General features: G+C 72.5%; 17 protein-coding genes. 11 read left to right on the top strand and 6 right to left on the bottom strand.

Translation table 11 applies throughout. The annotated features are described in order from the left end of the window. Window positions 1-88: 88 nt before the first annotated feature. The gene (locus HHX40_RS33585) at window positions 89-724 is read left to right on the top strand and encodes a LysE family translocator (RefSeq protein WP_182883785.1); all 636 of its coding nucleotides are present in this window, start codon (window positions 89-91) and stop codon (window positions 722-724) included. Here the strand turns inward: HHX40_RS33585 and rsgA are convergent. Continuing rightward, entirely contained in the window at window positions 721-1,749 is a 1,029-nt protein-coding gene (rsgA, locus tag HHX40_RS33580) for a ribosome small subunit-dependent GTPase A (protein WP_182878099.1), read from the bottom strand. The genes HHX40_RS33585 and rsgA overlap by 4 nt on opposite strands. 31 nt (window positions 1,750-1,780) lie before the next feature. Beyond that, window positions 1,781-3,190, bottom strand: a complete 1,410-nt coding sequence (gene aroA / locus HHX40_RS33575; RefSeq protein WP_182883784.1) for a 3-phosphoshikimate 1-carboxyvinyltransferase — start codon at window positions 3,188-3,190, stop codon at window positions 1,781-1,783. Window positions 3,191-3,277: 87 nt separating this feature from the next. Here aroA and HHX40_RS33570 point away from each other — a divergent pair, with 87 nt between their 5' ends. Then, window positions 3,278-4,027: an SOS response-associated peptidase gene (locus HHX40_RS33570; protein WP_182883783.1), complete on the top strand. Its 750-nt coding sequence runs from the start codon at window positions 3,278-3,280 to the stop codon at window positions 4,025-4,027. Between the two features lie 131 nt (window positions 4,028-4,158). Continuing rightward, window positions 4,159-4,488, top strand: coding sequence for a TraR/DksA family transcriptional regulator (locus HHX40_RS33565; protein WP_117408817.1), 330 nt, complete (start codon window positions 4,159-4,161; stop codon window positions 4,486-4,488). A 100-nt stretch (window positions 4,489-4,588) separates the two neighbouring features. Here the strand turns inward: HHX40_RS33565 and HHX40_RS33560 are convergent, their stop codons facing one another. Next, complete coding sequence (locus tag HHX40_RS33560) at window positions 4,589-5,329, bottom strand: class I SAM-dependent methyltransferase (protein ID WP_182877759.1); 741 nt, start codon at window positions 5,327-5,329, stop codon at window positions 4,589-4,591. Between the two features lie 302 nt (window positions 5,330-5,631). On the opposite strand from HHX40_RS33560, the gene HHX40_RS33555 reads away from it, so the two are divergent. The 7 genes from HHX40_RS33555 (at window position 5,632) to HHX40_RS33525 (ending at window position 12,211) form a co-directional block, all read left to right on the top strand. After that, window positions 5,632-6,273, top strand: coding sequence for a sigma-70 family RNA polymerase sigma factor (locus tag HHX40_RS33555; RefSeq protein ID WP_117408844.1), 642 nt, complete (start codon window positions 5,632-5,634; stop codon window positions 6,271-6,273). Next, window positions 6,270-6,536 (top strand): mycothiol system anti-sigma-R factor, encoded by a 267-nt coding sequence (gene rsrA, locus HHX40_RS33550; protein WP_117408816.1) that lies wholly within the window; start codon window positions 6,270-6,272, stop codon window positions 6,534-6,536. The genes HHX40_RS33555 and rsrA overlap by 4 nt, the downstream gene beginning before the upstream one ends. Window positions 6,537-6,636: 100 nt before the next feature. Then, complete coding sequence (locus tag HHX40_RS33545; protein WP_182883782.1) at window positions 6,637-7,554, top strand: NAD-dependent epimerase/dehydratase family protein; 918 nt, start codon at window positions 6,637-6,639, stop codon at window positions 7,552-7,554. Between the two features lie 302 nt (window positions 7,555-7,856). After that, complete coding sequence (locus HHX40_RS33540; RefSeq protein ID WP_182877757.1) at window positions 7,857-9,212, top strand: HD-GYP domain-containing protein; 1,356 nt, start codon at window positions 7,857-7,859, stop codon at window positions 9,210-9,212. Next, the gene (locus HHX40_RS33535) at window positions 9,209-10,498 is read left to right on the top strand and encodes an HD-GYP domain-containing protein (RefSeq protein WP_182883781.1); all 1,290 of its coding nucleotides are present in this window, start codon (window positions 9,209-9,211) and stop codon (window positions 10,496-10,498) included. The genes HHX40_RS33540 and HHX40_RS33535 overlap by 4 nt, the downstream gene beginning before the upstream one ends. A gap of 133 nt (window positions 10,499-10,631) precedes the next feature. Then, complete coding sequence (locus HHX40_RS33530; RefSeq protein ID WP_182883780.1) at window positions 10,632-11,966, top strand: acetyl-CoA carboxylase biotin carboxylase subunit; 1,335 nt, start codon at window positions 10,632-10,634, stop codon at window positions 11,964-11,966. 32 nt (window positions 11,967-11,998) lie between these two features. Continuing rightward, window positions 11,999-12,211 (top strand): biotin/lipoyl-binding carrier protein, encoded by a 213-nt coding sequence (locus HHX40_RS33525; protein ID WP_117408812.1) that lies wholly within the window; start codon window positions 11,999-12,001, stop codon window positions 12,209-12,211. Here HHX40_RS33525 and HHX40_RS33520 read toward each other — a convergent pair. Further along, on the bottom strand, window positions 12,208-12,585 hold the full coding sequence (locus tag HHX40_RS33520; RefSeq protein WP_117408811.1) for a thioesterase family protein: 378 nt from the start codon (window positions 12,583-12,585) through the stop codon (window positions 12,208-12,210). The two genes, HHX40_RS33525 and HHX40_RS33520, sit on opposite strands and share 4 nt — an antisense overlap. A 500-nt stretch (window positions 12,586-13,085) precedes the next feature. Between HHX40_RS33520 and HHX40_RS33515 the strand changes: the two genes are divergently transcribed. After that, entirely contained in the window at window positions 13,086-14,783 is a 1,698-nt protein-coding gene (locus HHX40_RS33515; protein ID WP_182883779.1) for a serine/threonine protein kinase, read from the top strand. A gap of 57 nt (window positions 14,784-14,840) precedes the next feature. On the opposite strand, the gene HHX40_RS33510 is transcribed toward HHX40_RS33515, so the two are convergent. Beyond that, the gene (locus HHX40_RS33510) at window positions 14,841-16,487 is read right to left on the bottom strand and encodes an acetolactate synthase (protein WP_182883778.1); all 1,647 of its coding nucleotides are present in this window, start codon (window positions 16,485-16,487) and stop codon (window positions 14,841-14,843) included. 116 nt (window positions 16,488-16,603) lie between these two features. After that, a complete protein-coding gene (gene bioB, locus HHX40_RS33505) occupies window positions 16,604-17,602 on the bottom strand; it encodes a biotin synthase BioB (protein WP_182883777.1) in 999 nt (332 codons plus the stop codon). Window positions 17,603-17,608 lie beyond the last annotated feature (6 nt).

Raw genomic sequence — 17,608 nt, 5'->3', positions numbered from 1 at the left:
AACATTGCATTCGATAAAGCGCGTGAAATAGCCTGAAAAAGCCTTCCGGACCGCATCAAAGACTTTTTCGACGAAGAAGGCGGCATCGATGGTGGAACGGAACGCGGTGCTGGGCGTGGTGTCCGTGGCGCTCGGAATGGTGCTCTCCCCGGGCCCGAACATGATGTATCTCGTGTCGCGGAGCATCGGCCAGGGACGCCGGGCGGGGCTGGTCTCCCTGAGCGGCGTCGTCGCGGGCTTCCTCGTGTACCTGGCCGCCGCGAACCTCGGCCTGGCGGTGCTGCTCGCGGCGTTCCCGCGGGTCCTCGCCGTGATCCGGCTGGCCGGGGCGGCCTACCTGCTGTGGCTCGCCTGGCAGGCCGTCCGGCCCGGCGGCGTCTCGGTGTTCGCCGTACGGGACGTGCCGCCCGACCCCCCGCGGCGGCTCTTCGCCATGGGCCTGATGACGAACCTGCTCAATCCGAAGATCGCCGTCCTGTACGTGTCCGTCATCCCGCAGTTCGTCGACATGAGCCGGGGAGACGTGCTGCTCCAGGGCGTCGTTCTCGGCGCTCTCCAGATCGCGGTGGCCGCCACGGTGAACTGCTCGATCGTGCTGGCCGCCGGTGGCGTCGCGGGCTTCCTGGCGCACCGGCCGGGGTGGCTGCGGGCGCAGCGGATCGTCATGGGCGGGATGCTCGGAGTGCTCGCCGTCGCGCTCGCCGTCGGCGGCGCCTCGTCCTAGTCCTCGTCCGGAGCGCCCTCGCGGCTGGCGAGCAGCCGCCGCAGGGACTCCAGGCGCGCGGGATCGGCGTGCCCCTCGGCGACGTAGCCGACGAGCGCGCAGTCGTCGTCGAGATGGGTGCAGCCCTTGGGGCAGCCGGCCGTGGCGTCCACGAGATCGGGGAACGCCGCGAGCACGGTCTCCACCGAGACGTGGGCGAGCCCGAAGCTGCGCACGCCCGGCGTGTCGATGATCCAGCCGCCCTCGGGCAGTTCCAGCGCGACCGCCGAGGTGGAGGTGTGCCTGCCCCGGCCGGTGACCGCGTTCACGTGGGACACGGCCCGGCGGGCGTGCGGCACCAACGCGTTGACCAGGGTCGACTTGCCAACACCCGAGTGGCCGACCAGCACGCTGATCCGGTCCGCGAGCACCCCGGCCAGCTCGTCGAGCGCGCCGCCCCTGCGGACGACGACGTACGGCACGCCGAGGGGCTCGTAGAGGGCCACGAGGTCGCGGGCTGGGGCGAGGTCCGACTTGGTGAGGCAGAGCAGCGGCTCGATGTCGGCGTCGAAGGCCGCGACGAGCATCCGGTCGATCATGCGGGGACGCGGCGGCGGATCGGCGAGGGCGGTGACGATCACCAATCGGTCGGCGTTGGCGACGATGGGCCGCTCGATGTCGTCGGTGTCGTCGGCGCTGCGGCGCAGCATCGACGTCCGCTCCTCGACGCGGACGACGCGCGCCAGCGTGTCGGGCTGCCCGGTCACGTCGCCCACCAGCGCGACGCGGTCGCCCACGACGATGCCCTTACGGCCGAGCTCGCGCGCCTTCATCGCGACGACGAGCGTCCGCTCGCCCCTCCGCCGCCCGGACGTCTCGGTGCCGGGCACGCCCTCACCGACCAGGCAGGTGTAGCGCCCGCGGTCGACGGCCACCACGAACCCCTCGACCGCCTCGCTGTGGGCAGGCCGGATGCGCGTCCGGGGCCGCGAGCCCTTGCCCGGCCTGATCCTGACGTCGTCCTCGTCGTAGCGCCGTCTGCTCAGTTCCCGTGCCCCGATCGTCCCAGTGCCGCCATCAGCGCCCCTCGCCGAGCCCTCCGCCGAGGCCTTCGCTGCCCAGCATCGCGGCCCACATGCGCGGGAACTCGGGCAGCGTCTTGGCGGTCGTCGCGATGTCCTCGACCTCGACGCCCGGCACGACCAGGCCGACGACGGCGCCCGCCGTGGCCATGCGGTGGTCGGCGTAGGACCGGAAGACACCGCCGGTCAGCGGCCGGGGACGGATCTCCAGGCCGTCGTCGGTCTCCCGCGCGTCGCCGCCCAGCCGGTTGATCTCCGTCGCGAGAGCGGTGATCCGGTCGGTCTCGTGCCCCCGGATGTGCGCGACGCCCCTGATCCGGGAGGGGCCGTCGGCCAGCGCGGCGAGCGCGGCGATCGTGGGCGTGAGCTCGCTGACGTCCCGCAGGTCGGCGTCGATGCCCCGCAGGGATCCGGTGCCGGTCACCCGCAGGCCCTCCGGCACCCGCTCGACCCGCGCGCCCATCTCGGCGAGCAGCCCGCGCAGCGCGTCGCCGCCCTGCGTCGTCTCCTCCGGCCAGTCCGGCACGACGACGGCGCCACCGGTGACCAGGGCGGCAGCGAGGAAGGGCGCGGCGTTGGACAGGTCGGGCTCGACCGTGACGTCACCGGCCCGGACCGGCCCGGCCTGCACCCGCCACACGTCGGTCTCCGTGTCGTCCACCTCGACCCCGGCCCGGCGCAGCATCTGCACGGTCATCTCGATGTGCGGCATCGAGGGGACGGGCGGGCCGTCGTGCCGCACCGTCACGCCCTTCTCGAAGCGCGCGCCGGCCAGCAGCAGGCCCGAGACCATCTGGGAGGAGACGGACGCGTCGAGGACGACCTCCCCGCCCGAGATCGGCCCGCGGATCGTGAACGGCAGCGCGTCGTTGTCGACCGACGCGCCGAGCGCGCGCAGCGCGCCGAGGATCGGGCCCATCGGGCGCTTGCGCGCGTGCGGGTCGCCGTCGAAGAAGACCGGCCCGCCGGCGAGCGCGGCGACCGGAGGCACGAAGCGCATCACGGTCCCGGCCAGCCCGGCGTCGATCGACACCCCGCCGCGTACGGGACGCGGGGTCACCGACCAGTCCACGCTGTCGGCGCTCTCGTTGGACGGCGTCATCTCGGCGCCGAGCGCGCGCAGCGCCGCCGCCATGAGGTCGGCGTCGCGGCTGCGCAGCGCGAGCCGTACGGTGCCGGGGGCGTCGGCCAGCGCGGCGAGCACCAGCGCGCGGTTGGTCACCGACTTCGAACCGGGCAGGCGCACCGTCGCGCGGACCGGCCCGGCGGCCACCGGAGCGGGCCAGAGCGGTGCGTCGACGCCGTTCTCGTCGACCCTGGGCTCGTCGACCCGGGGCCCGTCGACGTCGTGCTGACGGGTGGCATGCGGCTCGGCGCCGCCGGACGCGGACTGCGGAGAGGCCATGCGGGCAAGCTTATCGGGCCCCTCTCCGGCGGCCGCACGCCGCGCGGGGCCCGCCGGGACGGCGGTCTTTGTGCCAGTCTTGATGACATGTGCGGGAGGTACGCGTCTGCGCGCAAGAAGCAGGAGTTGCTGGAGGAGTTCGAGGTCGAGCTGGACGGCGTGCCCGACCAGGAGCTGCGGCCCGACTACAACGTCGCGCCCACCAAGACCGTCTACGCGGTGATGTGCCGGGTGCCGAAGGACGAGGGCGGCGAGAGCGCCGGTGACCGGCCGGTCAGGCAGCTCCGGCTGGTCCGGTGGGGGCTCGTGCCGAGCTGGGCCAGGGATCCGTCCGTCGGCTCCCGCATGATCAATGCCCGGGTGGAGACGGTGGCGGAGAAGCCGTCCTATCGCAGGGCGCTGAAGTCGCGCCGCTGCCTGCTGCCGGCGGACGGCTACTACGAGTGGATGCCGGTCGAGGGGAAGAAGAAGCAGCCCTTCTTCATCCACCCGGCCGACGGCGGCGTGCTCGCGATGGCCGGGCTCTACGAGTTCTGGAAGGACCCCGGCCGGGCGGACGACGACCCGCTGAAGTGGCTGTGCACCTGCACCGTGATCACCACCACGGCGGAGGACAGGCTGGGCCGCATCCACGACCGCATGCCGATGATGGTCGAGCGGGAGCGCTGGGCGGAGTGGCTCGACCCCGGCGTCACCGATCCCACCGGGCTCCTCGTCCCGGCCGGCCCTGACCGGCTGGAGGCGTACGCCGTGTCCGACGTCGTGAACAACGTCCGCCACAACGGTCCCGAGCTGGTCGAGCCGCTGGAAGGCGACGACGTCCCGACGCTCGGCTAGAGGGTGTAAGCGGCGCGGGAAGTGGGAATCCGTTCGAGAAAGCGGTTGCACGGTAAGTGAACGGCCGCTGACCGACCGGGAGGCCGGGGGCTCCTGGACGGATGACTCCCCACTCCCGGAGGTGCGGATTCGTGGACGTCGCGACCGCGCGTATGCGCCTGGAAAGCATGCTGCACGAGCTCGACCGGTCGATCGGCGTGCTGCGCGCGGGCACGGACCGGCACGGCGGGTCCTCGGCCGACGCGGGAGCCGGTCTCACCGACGCCGACCGCGCCCGGGCGATGCTCGACGCCGCGGGCCGGCAGCGTACGGCCGTGCTCGCGGCGCTGCGCCGGCTGGACGACGGCGGTTACGGGCGGTGCGTCGACTGCGGGTCGGCCGTGCCGGACGGCAGGCTGGAGGCCCGTCCGGAGGCGGCGCGCTGCGTGCAGTGCCAGTCGCGGGCCGAGCGCCGGCGCTGACCGGCCGGCCCGCCCTGCCGACCCGCCCGCCCTGCCGACCCGCCCGCCCTGCCGACCCGCCCGCCCTGCCGGCCCGCCCTGCCGGCCCGGGCGGCCGCGCTCAGGACGGCTTGCGCACGCTGGCCACGAGGTGGATTCCCACCGTGTCGTCGCCGTCCGCCTGGGTCTCGAGTTCGGTGCGCACGAGCCAGGACAGCGACTTGCTCTCCGAGCTCAGCACGTGGTCCACGGTGGACGGGGACAGCACGGTGCGCGGGCGCACCCACTCGACCTCCAGCCCGGCGCCGGTGACCAGCTCGCGCACCTGCTGGGTGGTGAAGCAGCGCGTGATGCTGCCGTCCGGCCAGGGGATCAGCATGACCTCCCCGGTCTGGCACAGGTGCGCCCAATAGTTCTGCTCGGCCAGGATCGCCATCCCGAGGACCAGCGAGTCGACGCACAACAGAGCGCGCCCGCCGGGCCGCAGCACCCGGGCCACGTCCTCGACGACCGACTCCGCCATGATCTCGACCGACAGCACGCGCTCCTCGGCGATGACGCCGTCCACGCTGCCGTCGGGCAGGAAGCCCAGATCGTCGGCGCGCACCTTCTGGATGCGCTCGGAGGCGTCGCGCAGCCAGGGATCCGCCGGCCTGCGGAAGTCGACGACCTCGACCACGCGGTGCCCGGCGCGCGCCGCCTGGGCCGGCCACCGCCCCCGTCCGCCGGACAGGTCCAGCAGCAGGGAGGGACGGGCGGGCAGCCACCGCCGGAGCTGCTCGGCGACCACCGCGTGATAGAAGGTCCAGTACGGCCCGAGTGTGCCCGAGCCGTTGAGTTCGTTGGCCGGTATAGGCAGCACGAGCGGCTCCTGCACTCTGGCCGTCCCCGCGCACTCGCGTGGAACGGCGAAACTCGGTCTCCGGGCCACCTCGGTCGTGTCCGGCACACGCACGCGACGGACGGCATCGGCCGGACACTCCCTCGCCGGTGCCTGGTTTTTTCCCCGCACCGGGTCGTTCGTCACCTCAAACTGCACCGGGAACAGACTCTACGCCCGCCCTGTTGCAGTTGTGCATGAAGACGTTGGTGCTGTCAGAAGGCCTCGACTGGCCCGGCCTGGGCGGACCGGTATCCTCGGCTGGGTACGGCGTCCTGAAGGGGGTGGGTCCGGTCTCCAAGACAGCCGAGGAGACTCTGGAGCAGCGCAGCGAGCGGTTCGAGCGCGACGTCATGCCGTTTCTCGACCAGCTCTACTCCGCGGCGCTCCGGATGACCCGTAACGCAGCGGATGCGGAGGATCTCCTGCAGGAGACCTTCGCCAAGGCCTTCGCCTCCTTCCACCAGTTCCAGGAGGGGACGAACCTCAAGGCCTGGCTCTACCGCATCCTCACCAACACCTTCATCAACAGCTATCGGAAGAAGCAGCGGGAGCCCAAGCAGGCGGGCACCGAGGAGATCGAGGACTGGCAGCTCGCGCGGGCGGAGTCGCACACGTCCAGCGGGCTGAAGTCGGCCGAGATCGAGGCGCTTGAGCATCTTCCCGACAGTGACGTGAAGGATGCTCTCGCCGCACTTCCCGAGGAGTTCCGCATCGCCGTCTACCTGGCGGATGTGGAGGGCTTCCCGTACAAGGAGATCGCCGAGATCATGGGCACGCCCATCGGGACCGTGATGTCGCGCCTCCACCGCGGCCGCCGGCAGCTCCGCAACCAACTCGAGGACTACGCGCGTGAGCGCGGCCTCGTACGGCCGGACTCCCGCGGCGCGGATCAGGGCGGGACGGTTGGCGAGGAGGAGCGATGAGCTGCGGGAAACACCACGACACGCCGTGTGGCGAGGTGCTCGACAAGGTCTACACCTACCTGGACGGCGAGCTCGACAACGACCGGATCGCCGAGATCAGGAAGCACCTCGACGAGTGCGGCCCCTGTCTTGAGGAGTACGGCCTGGAGGAGGCGGTCAAGCGCCTCGTGGCCAAGCACTGCGGGTGCGATCCCGTGCCACAGGACCTGCGCGCCAGGGTCCTGACCCGCATCCAGCAGGTACGCGCCGAGATGGCCGAATAGGCCGCGTCCCCTGGGCAGAGTGAGGACCGGGCTGTGCGAGGCCCGGGCCGCGGCGCGGCCCGTTAGGATCTTCCCGTACGGGGCCGGGAGGGGGCGGGGCATGCGTGCGCTGGTAACGGGCGGAGCGGGCTTCATCGGGTCGACCCTCGTCGACCGGTTGCTCGCGGACGGACACGAGGTCGCGGTGGTGGACGACCTGTCGTCCGGGCATCCGCGCGACTCCGACGCCCCCCTGCACGCGATGGACGTGCGCGACCCCGCGCTCGCGGAGGTCGCCGCCCGGTGGCGGCCGGAGGTCGTCTGTCACCTCGCCGCGCAGATCAGCGTGCGCCGGAGCGTGGCCGACCCGGTGACCGACGCCGCGGTCAACGTCGAGGGCACCGTGAACGTCCTGGAGGCCGCCCGCCGCGCCGGCGCCCGCAAGATCGTCTACGCCTCGTCCGTGGCCGTCTACGGCAGGCCGGCCGTCATCCCGGTCCCCGGCGACGCCCCCGCCGATCCCCGTTCGCCGTACGCCGCCTCCAAGCTCGGCGGGGAGCTCTACCTCGCGACCTACCGCGCGCTGCACGGCCTCGAATACACCACGCTCGTGCTGTCGAACGTCTACGGGCCGCGCCAGTCGCCCGAGGGCGAGGCCGGGGTGGTCGCCATCTTCACCGACGCCCTGCTGACCGGGAAGCCCACGGTCGTCTACGGCGACGGCTCCCAGACCCGCGACTACGTGTTCGTGGACGACGTGGTGGACGGCTTCGCCCGCGCCTGCGGCCCGGACGGCGACGGCCGCCGGTTCAATCTCGGCACCGGCGTGCGGACCAGCGACCGGGAGCTGCACACCTTGGTCGCCGCGGCGGCGGGCGTTCCCGACGAGCCGCGCTTCGAGCCCGCGCGACTCGGCGACCTCCCCGACATGGCCGTCGACCCGGCGCCCGCGCTGGAGGGCCTCGGCTGGCGTCCCCGCCATGATCTGGCCACCGGCCTGAAGGCCACCGTCGAATGGGCCCGCGAGGCGCCGGCCTGACGCGAACCCCTGCAATTGCACGCGGTGTGATTGCTTGGTTACGTTTTGGCTGCGATGGTCGCGACATCCCGGACCGGCCCGCGCCCCTTCTGTAGCCTGAGGGCGCAATCGACGTGGAGGCGGCGCAATGTTTGGGAAGACCGTCGTCAGGCTGATAGTGGCGCTGGCGCTGCTCACTCCGGTGGTCGCTCTGGTCGGCCTCGCTGCCGGCACCCCGGGGATCTCCTGGACGTAGTCACTGCCTGTGGGCCGGTCACGGACGGCCGGCCCACAGGTCCGATCCGCATTCGAGGTGGCCGCCAATGCGGGAACTTCCATGGCCCGCCAGGGTCTATTTCGCCGCGCTCGTCGGGACCGCCGGCGTCGTGATCGCGCGTGGCCTGCTCGCCCGTCACGGGCTCACGCCGGAGGACTGGTCCACGCTCCTCGTCCTCGCACTGCTGTTCCTGCTGTGCGAGTCGGTGCCGACGCTGCTCAGCGTGCCGAACGTCGCGGTGTCGGTGAGCTTCTCCGCCGCCCTGGCCGCCGTGGTGCTCGTCGGCCCGGAGGGGGCCGCCCTGGTCGGACTGGCCGCGGTGGTGAGCGCGCGCCCCGGCCTGCCGCTGGTGAAGCGGCTGTTCAACGGCGCGCAGTACGCGCTGTGCGGATACGCCGCCGGGTGGGCCTACGAGAGCGCGGGCGGGGTGCCCGGGCTGCCGGAACCGGCCGACTTCCCGGGCGTCCTGGTGCCGTACGCCGCCGCGACGGCGGCCTTCGTGGCCATGAACTTCGCGCTGACCGCGGTCATCCTGCGGCTCGCCGCCGTGGTGCACCGCGACCAGGTCTCGCTCCGCGTGATGGTGCAGTTCCTCAGCTCCTACGTCGGCTTCGCCACCTTCGGCCTGCTGATCGCGGCCCTGTGGTCGACCGTGCAGTCGATCTCCGCCGTGCTCGTGCTGCTGCCGCTGTTCGTCGCCCGGTGGGCGCTCGGGCACTACCACGCCGAGCAGCGCGCGTACGACGCGACCATCGCGGCGCTGTGCCAGGCGGTGGAGACCAAGGACTACTACACGCGCGGGCACTGCACGCGGGTCTCCGCCGCCTCGTCGATGATCGCCGAGGAGATCGGCATGGGCACCGAGCGGCTCCGCGCGATCCGGTACGCCGGCATGCTGCACGACGTCGGCAAGCTCGGCGTGCCGACCAAGGTGCTGCAGAAGGAGGGCCGGCTCACCGAGGAGGAGTACGCCGCGATCCAGCTGCATCCCATGCGGGGGCTGGAGATCGTGCGGGGCATCGACTTCCTCGACGAGGCGTTCGCCGGGATCATGCACCACCACGAACGGCACGACGGCAAGGGCTACCCGATGGGGCTCGCCGGGTCCGAGATCCCAGAGTTCGCCCGGATCATCGCGGTGGCCGACGCCTTCGACTCCATGACCTCCGACCGTTCGTACCGGAAGGCCAAACCGATCGAGGTCGCGGTGGCGGAGCTGCGCAAGAACGCGGGGACGCAGTTCGACCCCGACATGGTGGTCCGGTTCGTCAGGGCGCTCGACCGGCACGGGTGGCAGCCGGCCCAGCCGGCGCCCGTCCCGCCGGACGACGCCGCCGTGGAGACCACGGCCAAGGACCACGACGACCCGACCACCCCGATCCAGGTGGTGTCCGAGCGGTGAGGACACGCCGGCCGGCCACCGCGCACCTGGGACTCGACTCGGGTCAGCTCCTGCTGATCTGCGCGGCCGGGATGCTGACCGTCGCGGGCATCGCCCACACGGCGGCGCGGGGACTGACCGACCCGCGGGTCGCCATCGGGTTCGGCGCGCTCATCGCGGCCGGAGAGCTGGCCCGGCTCACCATGCCGGGCAACCGCGAGGTCGCGCCGGTCTCCACCGCGGCCTCCCTCGGGTACGCCCTGCTGCTCGACGTGGGCGGGCGGCCCGCGGGCCACTCGGCCCTGGAGGTCGTGGCGGTGATGTCGGTGGGCATGATCGCCGGAGGGCTGCCGCATCTGGCGGTCGGCCGGCCGCCGCGGCTCGACGCGATGGCCCGGAGACTGCTCGCCGGGTCGCTGCTCGCGTTCGCCTACCGGCCGCTGACCGGCTCGCTGGAGGCGACCGCCCGGGACACCGGCGCCGGCCACGGCAACTGGTGGCCGGCGCTCGGGGTGATGGCCGTGCTGGTCACGGTCATGCTCGCGGCCGACGTGGTGATCGCGGCCATGCTCCGGGCCAACCAGGTCAGGACCGCGTTCGGCGTCGCCGTACGCGACGAGATCAGGATGGCCGCGCCGCTCGGCGCCGCCGTCGCGGCGTCGGGCATCCTGCTCGCGCTCGCCTCGCACAGCATGGACATGACCGCCCTGCCCGCGTTCGCCGCGCCGCTGCTCGTCACGCAGGTGGCCTTCCGCAAGTACGCCGGCATCCGCGCGACCTACCTGCAGACGGTGCGCGCGCTGAGCCGGGTCACCGAGGTCGGCGGATACGTGGAGCCGGGCCACTCGCGCCGGGTCAGCCGGCTGTCCGTCGGCGTCGGGCGGGAGCTCGGCATGTCGGAGCCCCAGCTGCTGGAGCTGGAGTACGCCGCGCTCATGCACGACATCGGCCAGCTCTCGCTGCGCGATCCGATCCCCGGCGGGGCCACGGTGCTGGCCGACGCCGACCAGGCCCGGCGGATCGCCGGCCTGGGCGCCGAGGTGATCAGGAAGACCGGCGTGCTGCACGGCGTGGCGGAGATCGTCCGGCGGCAGTGCGACACGCTCGGCGAGTCGCCCCCGATGGCCAGCCGGATCATCAGGGCCGCGAACGCGTACGACGACCTGGTGGGCGCGTCGACCGACCGGGACAGGGCGGCGGCGGCGCTGGAGCGGCTGCGGCTCGACGGTGGTTCGGCCTACGATCCGGGTGTGGTGGAGGCCCTGGCGCGTGTCGTCGACCGGCTCGTGCTCGTCACCCGGTTGTAGCAGACGTAACACTGCGGCACCGCCGGCGCCACGCCGATGACATCATCGTTGTCGCGACCCTACAGATTCGCCCGCCGGGTTCAGTCGGAACGGGCGGAGGGCCCTGGCGGGTGATCCCCCTAGAGTTGGCAACGTGCTCGACTCAGTTCTGATCGCCAATCGCGGTGAAATCGCCCGGCGGATCATCCGTACGGTCCGGGGAATGGGGCTGCGCGCGGTCGCGGTCCACTCCGAGGCGGACGCCGACCTGCCGTTCGTCCGCGAGGCGGACGACGCCGTGCTCCTCGGCCCGGCGAACCCGGCCCAGAGCTACCTCGACATCGACAAGGTCCTCCAGGCCGCCCGTACGACGGGAGCGCGGGCGGTCCACCCCGGTTACGGGTTCCTCGCGGAGAACGCCGCGTTCGCCCGTGCGGTGATCGACGCCGGGCTCGTCTGGATCGGCCCGGACCCCGAGGCCGTCGAACGGATGGGCGACAAGATCAACGCCCGGAACCTGATGGAGGCGGCGGGCGTCCCGGTCGCCGCCGGGACCAGGGAACCGGTGTCCGACCTCGCGCAGGCCGAGCGGGCCGCCAAGGAGATCGGCTACCCCGTCATGGTCAAGGCGTCCGGCGGGGGCGGCGGAATCGGCATGGGCGTCGCCCGTGACGACGACTCGCTGGCGAAGGCGTTCGAGCAGGCCTGCCGGGCGGCCGCCCGGTTCGGCGGCGAGCCGGCCATCCTGCTGGAGCGGTACGTCGAACGGGCCAGGCACGTCGAGGTGCAGATCCTCGGCCTCGCCGACGGCACGGTGGTCGCGCTGGGCGAGCGGGACTGCTCGGTCCAGCGGCGGCACCAGAAGGTCGTGGAGGAGAGCCCGTCTCCCGGCGTCACCCCGGAGCTGCGTGAGCGGATGCTCGCGGCCGCCGTACGGGCGGGGGAGGCGGTGTCCTACCGCGGCGCGGGCACGGTCGAGTGCCTGGTGGACGCCGACGCCCAGGACTTCGTCTTCCTGGAGATGAACACCCGCCTCCAGGTGGAGCACCCCGTCACCGAGCTGGTCACCGGCCTCGACCTGGTGGAGCACCAGATCCGGATCGCCGCCGGGGAGGTCTACTCCGTGGAGCCGCGGAGCAGCGGCCACGCGATCGAGTTCCGGGTGTACGCCGAGGACCCCCGCCGGTTCCTGCCCGGCCCTGGCAAGATCGGTGTGTGGGAGGAGCCGGAGGGCGAGGGGGTGCGCGTCGACTCGGGATACACGGCGGGCAACACGGTCACGCCGTTCTACGACCCGCTGATGGCCAAGCTCTGCGTCGTCGGCGCCACCCGCGAGGAGGCGCTGGAACGCGGACGGGCGGCCGTCGCGGCGTTCCGCGTCGAGGGTCCCAAGCACAACCTGCCCTTCTGCGCCGAACTGCTCGATCATCCCGAGTTCGTGAGCGGGGACTACGACACCGGTCTGGTCTCCCGGATGAGAAAATCCTGATCTGCTGAATCCATGTTGAGGGGAGTGTCCGGGTGGCCGAGGTGCACGCCGAGATGGTGGCGAACGTCTGGAAGATCGTCGTGAGCGAGGGCGACGTCGTCGACGAGGGCGACACGCTGGTGATCCTGGAGTCGATGAAGATGGAGATCCCGGTCCTCACCGAGGACGCGGGGACCGTCACCAAGCTCCAGGTCAAGGAGGGCGACGTCGTCCAGGAGGGCGACCTCATCGCCGTGATCGACTAGAGACGGGCGAGGAAGCGCTCGCGGTCGACGACGACCCGTTCGATCGTGCCGGTGGCCACCTGGGCGCCGGTCTTGTCGACGGCGCTGACGGAGAAGACGAGCCGCCTGCCGTCCACCTCCGTGAGTTCGGCGGCGATCCAGACGTGCATCCCGACGGGGCTGGGCAGGCGGTGCTCGATCAGCACCCTGGTCCCCACCGAGGTCTGCCCGGGCTCCAGGTGCTGGTGGACGGCCTTGACCGTGGCGCCCTCGGCGAACGAGAGCAGCCGGGGCGTCCCCAGCACCGGCACGTCACCGCTGCCGACCCGGATGGCCGTGTCCCCACGCTCCACCATGATGAGGACCTCGGCGCGCAGACCTGGAGCGAGACTCATGCCGTGAGCCTATTGGTTCGGCTTCCGATTGGAAGCGGCCGCAACTTTTCGCGGCGCGGAGACGTCTTAGAGAGGGGCGTCGCAGGAAGCGGCGTCCTGGACAGCGGTGTCTCAAGAAACAGTGGTGTCTCAAGAAGGGGGAAGAGCAGGCGGTCACCGGCTAGGGTGATGCACCGTGGACCTCTTCTGCGATCACTGCGGCCGTCCGGCCGAGGACGGTGATCACGCGGCCTGCCTGGCCGCGAGGACGATGGAGCCACCGCGCTACTGCCCGCAGTGCCGCCGGCGGCTGGTCGTCCAGGTGACGCCGAGGAGCTGGTCGGCGCGGTGCTCGGTGCACGGTGCCAGCGGCGGATAACAGGTAAGCTCGACATCCGGCCCCCGAGCCCGGATCCCTCGCCTTACAGGGTTCCGTGATCCTGTCGTTATCTTCCCGCGACGCGAGCCTGCTTTGTTGGACACCTTCGGGGGTCGAGTGACTTAGGGGGTACGGGGCGCAAATGGTGGCCCAAGGGATGACCCTGGCCGGGCGCTACCGGTTGGACGCCCGGCTCGGCGCCGGGGGCATGGGCGAAGTGTGGCGTGGTGAGGACACGGTCCTCGCGCGCACGGTCGCGGTCAAGGTGCTGCTCCCCGGTCGCCTCGACGACCCCGGATTCGCCGTTCGCTTCCAGGGCGAGGCGCGGGCGATGGCGACCGTCAACCACCCCGGAGTCGTCGACGTCTACGACTACGGCGTGACCGACGTCCCCGGCGACGGCTCGACCGCGTACCTCGTGATGCGGTTCGTGGACGGGGAGCCGCTCGACCGCCTGCTGACCCGGATCGGCCGCATCGGCCCCGAACCCGCGATGGAGCTCATCGCGCAGGCCGCCTCCGCGCTGCAGGCCGTGCACGAGCGGGGGATCGTGCACCGGGACATCAAGCCCGGCAACCTGCTCGTCCGCCCGGACGGCACGCTGGTGCTCACCGACTTCGGCATCGCCCGCGCCGACTCGGGCAGCCGCCTCACCGACGCGGGCATGGTGCTCGGCACCGCGGCCTACTGCGCACCCGAGCAGGCCGAGGGTGCTCCGGTCACGCCCGCCGTCGACATCTACGCCCTGGGTGTGGTGGCGTACGAGTGCCTGGCGGGCCGGCGCCCCTTCGACGGCGACTCGCCGGTGACGATCGCGCTCAAGCACATCCGCGAGGAGCCGCCGCCGCTGCCGCCGGACGTGCCGCCCGCCGTGCGGGCCGTCGTCGAGCGGGCCATGTCCAAGGACCCGGCGCTCCGCTGGCCGTCGGCCGCCACGATGAGCCAGGCGGCCCGGCAGGCGGTGCAGCCCGGTGCCCAACAGACACCCAATGCTCCGATACCCGGGGCCCAGATACCCGGCGCAGGCATGTCCGGCGCGGTCTCCCGGGCGATGGCCGTCCCCCCTCCGCCGGTCGCGGCGACCCAGGCCGGTCCCTACCCGGGCGGGCCCGAACCGGTCCCCTCCACCGGCCACACCTACCGCGTCACCCGCGAGTCGTGGGACGACGCCCCCGCCGTGCCGCCGGCGACCGTGGCGACGCCGCAGCAGGGCACGCGGGTGTCGCGGCGCGCGGCGGCGAGAGACGCCGCCCAGCGGTCCAGGCGGGGCCGCGGGCTGCCGCTCGCGGCCGGAGTGGCGGGAGTGGCCGTCGTCGGGGCCCTGGCCGTCCTGGGGATCAACATGGCCTCGGCCGGGTCCGGCACGCCCGAACCCTCGAACACGGGGCCCCTCACCGTGGAGACCCCCACGCCCAGCCCGTCGCCGTCCCGTTCCCGCGCCCGCAGGACGCCGACCCCGACGGCGGCCGTGCCGTCGGTGCGGCCCAGTTCGCCCAGGCCGAAGCCGAGCCCGACGCCCACTCCGTCGCCGAGCCCGTCCGCCTCACCCTCGCCCTCTCCCTCGCCGAGCCCGGCCGAGGATCTCGTCGAGGTCCCGTCCGTCGTGAAGGTGACCGAGAGCGTCGCGCTGGCGCGGATCAACAAGATGGGCCTCAAGCCCGCCGGCACCACGACGGGTGAGGGCAAGTGCCGGGGGCTCGTCGTCAGCCAGAGCCCGGCCGCCGGGACGAGGAAGCCCGAGGGCTCCGTGGTCAAGTTCGTCGTGCAGCTGAAGCCCTGCGCGTCCGCCTCGCCCAGCGCCACGCCGAGCCCGTCCCCGGCCCGTACGCCGGCCCCCTGACGGTCACGCCCCGCCCGCCGGAGCGGGCGGGGCGCTCATGCCCGTCAGGCGCCCTCGTCAGACGCCCGAGGTGGTGCGCGGGTAGGCGACGGCCGGATCGGTCGCGATGTTCACCATGTACGGCACGCCGGAGTCGAAGGCGCGGCGCAGCGCCGGGCCGATCTCGTCCGGCGACGTGACCAGTTCCCCGCCGCCGCCGAGCGCGGTGACGACCTGGTCGTAGCGGCACTGCGGCTGGAGCTCGGCCGCCACGTCGTAGCCGTACAGCATCTGCATGGGGTGCTTCTCCAGCCCCCACATGCCGTTGTTGCCGCAGATCATCACGACCGGCAGCCGGTGCCTGACCAGCGTGTCCACGTCCATCAGCGAGAAGCCCGCGGCGCCGTCGCCGAGCAGCAGCACGACCTGCGACGACGGCCGGGCCAGCCGGGCCGCGATGGAGTAGCCGAGCCCGGTGCCGAGGCAGCCGTACGGCCCGGGATCGAGCCAGCTGCCCGGGCGGCGCGGCTCGACGTACTTGCCGGCGTAGGAGACGAAGTCGCCGCCGTCGCCGATCACCACCGCGTCGTCGGCGAGCACCTTGTTCAGCTCGCCGTAGATGCGCATGGGATGGATCGGGTCGGAGGCCGACTCCAGCAGCGGCGCGTCCTCGGCGATCGCCGCGGCCGCCGTCTCGCCCAGCCGGGTCACCCAGGGCGCGTACGCCTTCGGGTTCACCCCGGCCGTGCCGCACGCGGCGCCGAGGCCCCAGAAGAGGAGGGACAGGTCGCCGGACGCCGAGCCCGACAGGCCGGTGTGGGTCGCGAGCTGGGAGGGCGCGTCGACGATGTGCACGACCCGGGCCAGCGGCGCGCCCTCCTTGCCGCCGAACCAGCCGTACGCGAGGCGGAAGTCGAGCGGGGTGCCGACGACGACGACCAGGTCGGCCTGGCTGAACGCGAGGCCGCGGGCACGGGTGACGAGCAGTTCGTGCCCGGCGGGCAGGATGCCCCGCCCCTGCCCGTTGGGCACGACCGGCAGGCGCCACTCCTCGGCGAAGTCCCGCGCCGCCTCCTCCGCGCGGTCCATCCACACGTCCGAGCCCAGCACGAGAAGCGGGCGCTCGGCCTCGGCGATCAGCCGCGCGATGCCGGCGAGCGCCTCGGGGTCGGGCTCCAGCGGCGACGGGGTCAGCGTCTCCGAGTCGTACTCGGCCGACGGCGAGAACAGGTCGTCCATGTGGACGTCCAGGAACACCGGACCGCGGTGCGGGGCGAGCGCGGTCCGGAAGGCCATCTCCACGTCCTGCCCGATGGAGTCCGCGCCCGAGCCGGTGAAGGCGAGCTTGGTGATGGGCTCGAACAGCGGGGGATGGTCCATCTCCTGCAACGCCCCGGAGCCCCAGCGCGAGCGCGGGGCGCGCCCGCCGAGGACGACGACAGGGGAGCCGTTGAAGTGGGCGGTCGCGACCCCCGAGACGCCGTTGGTGACGCCGGGGCCGGCGGTGAGCACCGCGAGGCCGGGCCTGCGCGTCAGCCGGGCCGTCGCCTCGGCGGCGAACACCGCGCTCTGCTCATGGCGCACGTCGAGGATGCGCATGTTCTGATGGACGGCCCCGTCGTAAAGGGGGAAGACGTGCCCGCCGGAGAGCGTGAACATGGTGTCCACGCCGTAGGCCTGGGAGACGGCGACGGCGATGTCGCCTGCGTGTTTGGGGGACTCCATAGGGTGAAACCTACCAGTCGGTCACTTTTGCCAACAGACGGACGGCCAATGCCCTCCCGCCACAGGAGAACGTCGGTCACCTCCGCTGATGCCCGTTGCCGCCCGGGATAAGCCAGTCAGAGGGTCTGGGAGAGCGCCTTGATGGGCATCTTGAGATCGGCGAGCAGCTCCAGGTCACGTTCGGGCGCCCGGCCCAGTGTCGTGAGGTAGTTTCCGACGATGACGGCGTTGACGCCGCCCAGCATGCCCTCCCTCGTACCGAGGTCGCCGAGGGTCAGCTCACGGCCTCCGGCGTACCGCAGGATGGTGCGCGGCAGGGCGAGGCGGAACGTGGCGATCGTCTTCAGCGCCTCGGCGCCGTCGACCAGCGGGTGATCGGCGAACGGCGTGCCCGGCCGGGGGTTGAGGAAGTTGAGCGGCACCTCGTCCGGCGCCAGCTCGCCGAGCTGGGCGGCGAACTCGGCCCGCTGCTCCGGCGTCTCACCCATGCCCACGATGCCGCCGCAGCACAGCTCCATGCCCGCCTCCCGGACCATGAGGCAGGTCTCCCACCGCTCCTCCCAGGTGTGGGTGGTGACGACGCGGGGGAAGTGCGACCGGGCGGTCTCCAGGTTGTGGTTGTAGCGGTGCACCCCCATCTCGGCCAGTTCGTCCACCTGCGCCTGGGTGAGCATCCCGAGCGAGCAGGCGACGTTGATCTCGACGGCCTCCCGGATCGCCCGGACGCCCTCGCGGACCTGGTCCATCAGCCGCCGGTCCGGCCCGCGCACGGCGGCCACGATGCAGAACTCGGTCGCCCCGGTCCGCGCCGTCTCGACGGCCGCCTGGACGAGGGAGGGGATGTCGAGCCAGGCCGCGCGGACCGGAGAGGAGAACTGCCCGGACTGCGAGCAGAAGTGGCAGTCCTCCGGGCAGCCTCCGGTCTTGAGCGAGACGATCCCCTCCACCTCGACCTCGGGACCACACCACTTCATCCGCACCTCGTGCGCCAGGGCGAGCAGGTCCGGCAGGCGGTCGCCGGGAAGCGTCAGGCACTCCAGCGCCTGCGCCGCGTCGAGCCCTCTGCCCTCGTCGAGAACCTGAACGCGGGCGATCTCCAGGATGTCGGTCTTCACGCGGCA

The organism is Microbispora sp. H10949 (assembly GCF_014161435.1).
Lineage (GTDB): Bacteria > Actinomycetota > Actinomycetes > Streptosporangiales > Streptosporangiaceae > Microbispora > Microbispora triticiradicis.
This window is presented reverse-complemented; position numbering and strand designations above follow the sequence as displayed.